This is a genomic window from Pseudomonas sp. 2VD, from assembly GCF_005503585.1.
Classification (GTDB): domain Bacteria; phylum Pseudomonadota; class Gammaproteobacteria; order Pseudomonadales; family Pseudomonadaceae; genus Pseudomonas; species Pseudomonas aeruginosa.
Genome location: NZ_SCND01000289.1, coordinates 1 through 7990 on the forward strand (window position 1 = coordinate 1; position 7990 = coordinate 7990).

The 7990-nt window shown below is 65.1% G+C and carries 8 protein-coding genes and 1 pseudogene; 8 read left to right on the forward strand and 1 reads right to left on the reverse strand.

The window, feature by feature from the left end; translation table 11 throughout:
* The 7 genes from FFS27_RS24405 to lpxC form a co-directional block, all read left to right on the forward strand.
* On the forward strand, positions 1-403 hold a 403-nt coding region (locus tag FFS27_RS24405), incomplete at its 5' end, for a glycosyltransferase (RefSeq protein ID WP_272483173.1).
* Positions 396-1838 (forward strand): UDP-N-acetylmuramate--L-alanine ligase, encoded by a 1443-nt coding sequence (gene murC / locus FFS27_RS24410; protein WP_003094121.1) that lies wholly within the window; start codon positions 396-398, stop codon positions 1836-1838. The genes FFS27_RS24405 and murC, both read left to right, overlap by 8 nt.
* On the forward strand, positions 1835-2794 hold the full coding sequence (locus FFS27_RS24415; RefSeq protein WP_003094120.1) for a D-alanine--D-alanine ligase: 960 nt from the start codon (positions 1835-1837) through the stop codon (positions 2792-2794). The genes murC and FFS27_RS24415 overlap by 4 nt, the downstream gene beginning before the upstream one ends.
* A 3-nt stretch (positions 2795-2797) precedes the next feature.
* Positions 2798-3661, forward strand: a complete 864-nt coding sequence (locus tag FFS27_RS24420) for a cell division protein FtsQ/DivIB (protein ID WP_003094118.1) — start codon at positions 2798-2800, stop codon at positions 3659-3661.
* Positions 3662-3682: 21 nt separating this feature from the next.
* Positions 3683-4936 (forward strand): cell division protein FtsA, encoded by a 1254-nt coding sequence (ftsA, locus tag FFS27_RS24425; RefSeq protein WP_003094115.1) that lies wholly within the window; start codon positions 3683-3685, stop codon positions 4934-4936.
* Between the two features lie 50 nt (positions 4937-4986).
* Positions 4987-6171 (forward strand): cell division protein FtsZ, encoded by a 1185-nt coding sequence (gene ftsZ, locus FFS27_RS24430; protein WP_003094113.1) that lies wholly within the window; start codon positions 4987-4989, stop codon positions 6169-6171.
* A gap of 112 nt (positions 6172-6283) precedes the next feature.
* Positions 6284-7195, forward strand: a complete 912-nt coding sequence (gene lpxC / locus FFS27_RS24435) for a UDP-3-O-acyl-N-acetylglucosamine deacetylase (protein WP_003094111.1) — start codon at positions 6284-6286, stop codon at positions 7193-7195.
* Positions 7196-7255: 60 nt separating this feature from the next.
* Here the strand turns inward: lpxC and FFS27_RS24440 are convergent, their stop codons facing one another.
* A complete protein-coding gene (locus FFS27_RS24440; RefSeq protein ID WP_003094105.1) occupies positions 7256-7717 on the reverse strand; it encodes a DciA family protein in 462 nt (153 codons plus the stop codon).
* An 80-nt stretch (positions 7718-7797) separates the two neighbouring features.
* On the opposite strand from FFS27_RS24440, the pseudogene FFS27_RS24445 reads away from it, so the two are divergent.
* Positions 7798-7990 (forward strand): annotated as a pseudogene (locus tag FFS27_RS24445) (hypothetical protein); the annotation flags it as partial.

The following is a 7990-nucleotide window of genomic DNA, read 5'->3' on the forward strand; positions in this document are numbered from 1 at the left end:
GATTACCGCCGAGCGTTATCGCACAGTGGCGGTCGAAGCGGACGTCGCGCCCTTCATCAGCGACATGGCCGCGGCCTACGCCTGGGCCGACCTGGTGATCTGCCGCGCCGGCGCGCTGACCGTCAGCGAGCTGACGGCGGCGGGATTGCCCGCCTTCCTGGTGCCGTTGCCTCACGCGATCGACGATCACCAGACCCGCAATGCCGAATTCCTGGTACGCAGCGGCGCCGGCCGCCTGCTGCCGCAAAAGTCTACCGGCGCGGCCGAACTGGCCGCGCAGCTGTCCGAGGTCCTGATGCATCCCGAAACCCTGCGCTCCATGGCAGACCAGGCTCGCAGCCTGGCGAAACCCGAGGCTACCCGGACGGTGGTCGATGCCTGCCTGGAGGTGGCCCGTGGTTAAAGAACCGAATGGCGTCACCCGGACCATGCGCCGTATCCGCCGCATCCATTTCGTCGGCATCGGCGGCGCCGGCATGTGCGGGATCGCCGAAGTGCTGCTGAACCTCGGCTACGAGGTATCCGGCTCGGACCTCAAGGCCTCGGCGGTGACCGAGCGCCTGGAGAAGTTCGGCGCGCAGATCTTCATCGGCCACCAGGCGGAAAACGCCGACGGCGCCGACGTGCTGGTGGTGTCCAGTGCCATCAACCGGGCCAACCCGGAAGTGGCCTCGGCCCTGGAACGGCGGATTCCGGTGGTGCCGCGTGCGGAGATGCTCGCCGAACTGATGCGCTACCGGCACGGCATCGCGGTAGCCGGCACCCACGGCAAGACCACCACTACCAGCCTGATCGCCTCGGTGTTCGCCGCCGGCGGCCTGGACCCGACCTTCGTCATCGGCGGCCGGCTGAACGCCGCCGGGACCAACGCCCAGCTTGGCGCCAGCCGCTACCTGGTGGCCGAGGCCGACGAGAGCGACGCCAGCTTCCTGCACCTGCAACCGATGGTCGCGGTGGTCACCAATATCGACGCCGACCACATGGCGACCTACGGCGGCGACTTCAACAAGCTGAAGAAGACCTTCGTCGAGTTCCTCCACAACCTGCCGTTCTACGGACTGGCGGTGATGTGCGTGGATGATCCGGTTGTGCGCGAGATCCTCCCGCAGATCGCCCGCCCGACCGTGACCTACGGCCTCAGCGAAGACGCCGACGTGCGCGCGATCAACATCCGCCAGGAAGGCATGCGCACCTGGTTCACCGTGTTGCGCCCGGAGCGCGAGCCGCTGGACGTCTCGGTGAACATGCCCGGCCTGCACAACGTGCTGAATTCCCTGGCGACCATCGTCATCGCTACCGACGAGGGCATCTCCGACGAAGCCATCGTCCAGGGGCTGTCCGGCTTCCAGGGCGTGGGCCGGCGCTTCCAGGTCTACGGCGAGCTGCAGGTCGAGGGTGGCAGCGTGATGCTGGTGGACGACTACGGCCACCATCCGCGCGAAGTCGCCGCGGTGATCAAGGCGATCCGTGGCGGTTGGCCGGAGCGTCGCCTGGTGATGGTCTACCAGCCGCATCGCTATACCCGTACCCGCGACCTGTACGAAGACTTCGTGCAGGTGCTGGGCGAAGCCAACGTGCTGCTGTTGATGGAGGTCTATCCGGCCGGCGAAGAGCCGATCCCGGGAGCCGACAGCCGCCAGCTGTGCCACAGCATCCGCCAGCGCGGCCAGCTCGACCCGATCTACTTCGAGCGCGACGCCGACCTGGCGCCGCTGGTCAAGCCGCTGCTGCGCGCTGGCGACATCCTGCTTTGCCAGGGCGCTGGCGATGTCGGCGGCCTGGCCCCGCAACTGATCAAGAACCCGCTGTTCGCCGGCAAGGGAGGGAAGGGCGCATGAACCTTTGCCTCGATAGCCTGCTGAACGGCACCCAGGATCCCAAGGCGTTCGGCCGCGTTGCCGTGCTGTTCGGCGGCAAGAGCGCCGAGCGCGAGGTGTCGCTGAAGTCCGGCGCGATGGTCCTGCAATCCCTGCTGGCCGCCGGGGTCGATGCCTTCGGCATCGATGTCGGCGAAGACCTGCTGCAACGCCTGGTCGAGGAGAAGATCGACCGCGCCTTCATCATTCTCCATGGTCGTGGCGGCGAGGATGGCAGCATGCAGGGCCTGCTCGAGTGCGCGGGCATTCCCTACACCGGCAGCGGCGTGCTGGCCTCGGCGCTGGCGATGGACAAGCTGCGGACCAAGCGGGTCTGGCTCAGCCTCGGCCTGCCGACCCCGGACTACGCGGTGCTGGCCAGCGAGGATGACTGCCGCGACGCGGCGCAGCGACTGGGTTTCCCGCTGATCGTCAAGCCGGCTCACGAAGGCTCGAGCATCGGCATGGCCAAGGTCGGCGGGCTCGACGAATTGATCGCGGCGTGGCGCGAAGCGGCCCGCTACGACTCGCAGGTGCTGGTCGAGCAGTGGATCAGCGGCCCGGAATTCACCGTGGCGACCTTGCGCGGGCAGGTGCTGCCGGCGATCCGCCTGGGCACGCCGCACACCTTCTACGACTACGACGCCAAGTACCTGGCCAGCGATACCCGCTACCAGGTGCCCTGCGGTCTCGACGAGGCCAAGGAACGCGAGCTGAAGGAACTCACCGCGCGCGCCTGCGACGCCCTGGGCATCCAGGGCTGGGGGCGGGCGGACGTGATGCAGGACGCCGAAGGGCGTTTCTGGCTGCTTGAAGTCAACACCGCACCAGGCATGACCGACCACAGCCTGGTGCCTATGGCCGCGCGGGCCGCCGGCCTGGATTTCCAGCAACTGGTGCTGGCGATCCTGGCCGATAGCCGCGAGGCGAGGGGATAAGCCATGAACGGCGTACTGCTCCGTCATCAGCAACCCGGTGGACTCGGCCGCGCTCCGCGCAAGCCGATGCCGCGCGGCGCCAGCCGTCTGGTGGCCAAGGAACCGCTGAGCGTGCGCCTGCCGAAAGCCGACTTCAGTTTCCTCAAGTACCTGGCCTGGCCGCTGTTGCTGGCCGTTCTCGGCTATGGCGCCTATCGCGGCGCCGAGTACATCCTGCCGTACGCCGACCGGCCGATCGCCAAGGTCAGTGTCGAGGGCGACCTCAGCTACATCAGCCAGCGCGCGGTGCAGCAGCGGATTTCCCCGTACCTGGCGGCGAGCTTCTTCACCATCGACCTGGCGGGCATGCGCGGGCAACTGGAACAGATGCCCTGGATCGCCCACGCCGAGGTGCGCCGGGTGTGGCCGGACCAGGTGGTGATCCGCCTGGACGAGCAACTGCCGATCGCCCGGTGGGGCGACGAAGCGCTGCTGAACAACCAGGGACAGGCTTTTACGCCAAAGGAGCTGGCGAATTATGAACATCTGCCCCGCTTGCATGGTCCACAGCGGGCGCAACAGCAGGTGATGCAGCAATACCAGTTGCTCAGCCAGTTGCTGCGTCCCCTCGGGTTCTCCATCGCCCGCCTGGAAATGAGCGATCGCGGCGGTTGGGCGCTGACCACGGCCCAGGGCGTCGAGATCCAGATCGGGCGCGACCACGTGGTAGACAAGATTCGCCGCTTCGTAAGCATCTACGACAAGGCACTCAAAGACCAGATTTCGAACATTGCGCGGATCGACCTGCGTTACCCCAACGGCCTCGCCGTTGCGTGGCGCGAGCCGGTCACGCCCGCGACGGTGGCCACGGCCAGCGCCGTGCAGTGAGTTGAGGAGACAGTAATAACCATGGCAAGCGTGCAGAGCGGCAAGATGATCGTCGGCCTCGACATCGGTACCTCCAAGGTGGTGGCGCTGGTGGGCGAGGTGACGGCCGATGGCCAGCTGGAGGTCGTTGGCATCGGTACTCATCCGTCCCGCGGCCTGAAGAAGGGCGTGGTGGTGAACATCGAGTCCACCGTGCAGTCGATCCAGCGCGCCATCGACGAGGCCCAGCAGATGGCCGGTTGCCGTATCCACTCGGCGTTCGTCGGCATCGCCGGCAACCACATCCGCAGCCTCAATTCCCACGGCATCGTGGCGATCCGCGATCGCGAGGTGAACCCGGCGGATATCGAACGGGTACTGGATGCCGCCCAGGCGGTGGCGATCCCGGCGGACCAGCGGGTGCTGCATACCCTGGCCCAGGATTACGTGATCGATAACCAGGAAGGCGTGCGCGAGCCGCTGGGCATGTCCGGGGTGCGCCTGGAAGCCAAGGTGCACGTGGTGACCTGCGCGGTGAATGCCTCGCAGAACATCGAGAAGTGCGTGCGCCGCTGCGGCCTCGAGGTCGACGACATCATCCTCGAGCAGTTGGCCTCGGCCTATTCGGTGCTGACCGAGGACGAGAAGGAACTGGGCGTGTGCCTGGTGGATATCGGCGGCGGCACCACCGATATCGCGATCTTCACCGAAGGCGCGATCCGCCATACCGCGGTGATCCCGATCGCCGGCGACCAGGTCACCAATGACATCGCCATGGCCCTGCGGACGCCGACCCAGTACGCGGAAGAGATCAAGATCCGCTACGCCTGCGCCCTGGCCAAGCTGGCCGGTGCCGGCGAGACCATCAAGGTGCCCAGCGTCGGCGACCGGCCGCCGCGCGAACTGTCGCGCCAGGCCCTGGCCGAAGTGGTCGAGCCTCGTTACGACGAGCTGTTCACCCTGGTCCAGGCCGAGCTGCGCCGCAGCGGCTACGAGGACCTGATCCCGGCCGGGATCGTCCTCACCGGCGGCACCTCGAAGATGGAAGGCGCGGTCGAGCTGGCCGAGGAAATCTTCCACATGCCGGTACGCCTCGGCGTGCCGTATAGCGTGAAGGGCCTCACCGACGTGGTGCGCAACCCGATCTATTCGACGGGCGTCGGCCTGCTGATGTACGGACTGCAGAAGCAGTCCGATGGCATGTCGATGTCTGTGTCAGGCAGCAGCTACAGCAGCGACGAACCCAAGGCACCTGTCCTGGAGCGGCTCAAACGCTGGGTCCAGGGCAATTTCTGATTCAACGCGGTAACAGTAGGCGACAAAACTAGAAAGGAAGGAGAGGGGAAATGTTTGAACTGGTCGATAACATCGCACAAACCGCCGTCATAAAAGTGATCGGTGTAGGTGGTGGTGGCGGCAACGCCGTCAATCACATGGCCAAGAACAACGTCGAGGGCGTCGAGTTCATCTGCGCCAACACCGACGCACAAGCGCTGAAGAACATCGCGGCGCGCACCGTTCTGCAACTCGGCCCGGGCGTCACCAAGGGGCTGGGTGCCGGCGCCAATCCGGAAGTCGGTCGTCAGGCGGCTCTGGAAGATCGCGAGCGCATTTCCGAAGTGCTGGAAGGCGCCGACATGGTCTTCATCACCACCGGCATGGGTGGCGGCACCGGTACCGGCGCCGCGCCGATCATCGCCGAAGTGGCGAAGGAAATGGGCATCCTCACCGTCGCGGTGGTGACCCGTCCGTTCCCGTTCGAAGGTCGCAAGCGCATGCAGATCGCCGACGAGGGCATCCGCGCGCTGGCCGAGAGCGTCGATTCGCTGATCACCATCCCGAACGAGAAGCTGCTGACCATCCTCGGCAAGGACGCCAGCCTGCTGGCTGCCTTCGCCAAGGCCGATGACGTGCTGGCCGGTGCCGTGCGCGGTATCTCCGACATCATCAAGCGTCCGGGCATGATCAACGTCGACTTCGCCGACGTGAAGACTGTCATGAGCGAAATGGGCATGGCGATGATGGGTACCGGCTGCGCCAGCGGTCCGAACCGTGCCCGCGAGGCCACCGAGGCGGCAATCCGCAACCCGCTGCTGGAAGACGTCAACCTGCAGGGCGCGCGCGGCATCCTGGTGAACATCACCGCGGGTCCGGACCTGTCCCTGGGCGAGTACTCCGATGTCGGCAACATCATCGAACAGTTCGCTTCCGAGCACGCCACTGTGAAGGTGGGCACCGTGATCGACGCGGACATGCGCGATGAGCTGCACGTCACCGTAGTCGCCACCGGCCTGGGCGCGCGCCTGGAGAAACCGGTGAAGGTCGTCGACAACACCGTGCAGGGCAGTGCAGCCCAGGCAGCCGCTCCGGCCCAGCGCGAGCAGCAGTCGGTGAACTACCGCGACCTCGACCGTCCTACCGTGATGCGCAACCAGTCTCACGGCAGCGCGGCGACCGCGGCCAAGCTGAACCCGCAGGATGACCTGGATTACCTGGATATCCCGGCGTTCCTGCGTCGTCAGGCCGATTGAAGTAATTAATCAGGAGTAGAGATGTGATTGGTGTTCAGCAAAGGCCGGTTCTGCTATCATCGCCGGCCATTGTTGAAAACAGTTCGCAGTCAGCGCTTAAGCGGCCAAAGCCATGATCAAACAACGCACCTTGAAGAACATCATCCGGGCTACTGGCGTCGGTCTGCACTCGGGGGAAAAGGTTTACCTGACCCTGAAACCGGCGCCGGTGGACACCGGTATCGTGTTCTGCCGCACCGACCTGGATCCGGTAGTGGAAATCCCGGCCCGGGCCGAGAACGTCGGCGAAACCACCATGTCGACCACCCTGGTCAAGGGTGACGTCAAAGTGGATACGGTGGAGCACCTGCTCTCGGCCATGGCCGGCCTGGGTATCGACAACGCCTACGTCGAGCTGTCCGCTTCGGAAGTGCCGATCATGGATGGCAGCGCTGGTCCGTTCGTATTCCTGATCCAGTCCGCCGGATTGCAAGAGCAGGAAGCTGCCAAGAAGTTCATCCGCATCAAGCGCGAAGTCAGCGTGGAAGAGGGCGACAAGCGCGCCGTCTTCGTTCCGTTCGACGGCTTCAAGGTCAGCTTCGAGATCGATTTCGATCATCCGGTCTTCCGTGGTCGCACCCAGCAGGCCTCGGTCGATTTCTCCAGTACTTCCTTCGTCAAGGAGGTCAGCCGCGCCCGTACCTTCGGGTTCATGCGCGACATCGAGTACCTGCGTTCGCAGAACCTGGCACTCGGCGGTAGCGTGGAGAACGCGATCGTGGTCGACGAGAACCGCGTGCTCAACGAAGACGGCCTGCGTTACGAGGACGAGTTCGTCAAGCACAAGATCCTGGATGCCATCGGCGACCTGTATCTGCTCGGCAACAGTCTTATCGGCGAGTTCCGTGGCTTCAAGTCCGGCCATGCCCTGAACAACCAACTGCTGCGTACGTTGATCGCAGACAAGGATGCTTGGGAAGTGGTGACCTTCGAAGACGCGCGTACCGCGCCTATTTCCTATATGCGCCCGGCGGCGGCAGTGTAGGAAAACTCTCCTTTCCATATTTGGAGGCCACCTCAGGGTGGCCTCTTTTTATTTCGGGATTTATTCTTGCCGGCTTTTCTCGGCGCGGCTTGCCAGCCGCTCGAGCGCTTCCCGCAGGCGTGGATTGCCGACGATGTCGGCGGATTCGCGAAGGTTTTCCGCCGCGACGGCAGACAGGGTCAAGCTGCGACGTGCCGCACGTTGTGTGGACGTGGTGGGTTGCACCTTGAAAAGGATTTTCGCTAAGTTCGCGAATTCTTCGAAAGCCTGCAGCTGCCGCTGCAGGCGCCGCTGCTGATAGCGCAGGCGTGTGGCCCAGTGGCCATCGGTGACGATCAGCAGCAGGCAACCGCCGCGCCACGAAGCCACATGGCAGTACGGGCGCGCCGCCGGTTGCAACTGGCTTTCCAGCAGTTGCTGCAGGCGGCAGATGCGCTGGGCTTCGGCGAACAGCATCTGCAGCGGCCTGGCCTGGCGCAGCAACTGGGTCGATGCCTGGGCGGGCAAGGGACGAAAAGACATGGCGGGAAGCCTGGGGGTTACTGAGTCGGAATGGTAGCAGAAAGCGTTTCGCTACTGCCGGCCCGTATGAAGGATAAGTCATGCACATCATTTTTCTGAGCCGGCACCATGGGGCCGCTCGCTCCGTCCATCTGCAGCCGCGGTTGCTGATGCTGGCCGGGGCCTGCGTGGTCGGTGCCAGCCTGTTGGCCGGGGGCTTCATGGGCGCCTGGCTGTTCCGCGCCCCGGCTCCGGTTGCCGGCATCGAAGTCGATGCCGCGCTGCAGGCGCAGA

Excerpts from the sequence above, each read along its gene's own strand:
- ftsA (WP_003094115.1), top strand. The coding sequence starts at position 3,683 with ATGGCAAGCGTGCAGAGCGGCAAGATGATCGTCGGCCTCGACATCGGT.
- FFS27_RS24420 (WP_003094118.1), top strand. The coding sequence starts at position 2,798 with ATGAACGGCGTACTGCTCCGTCATCAGCAACCCGGTGGACTCGGCCGC.
- FFS27_RS24415 (WP_003094120.1), top strand. The coding sequence starts at position 1,835 with ATGAACCTTTGCCTCGATAGCCTGCTGAACGGCACCCAGGATCCCAAG.
- FFS27_RS24440 (WP_003094105.1), bottom strand. The coding sequence starts at position 7,717 with ATGTCTTTTCGTCCCTTGCCCGCCCAGGCATCGACCCAGTTGCTGCGC.
- ftsZ (WP_003094113.1), top strand. The coding sequence starts at position 4,987 with ATGTTTGAACTGGTCGATAACATCGCACAAACCGCCGTCATAAAAGTG.
- lpxC (WP_003094111.1), top strand. The coding sequence starts at position 6,284 with ATGATCAAACAACGCACCTTGAAGAACATCATCCGGGCTACTGGCGTC.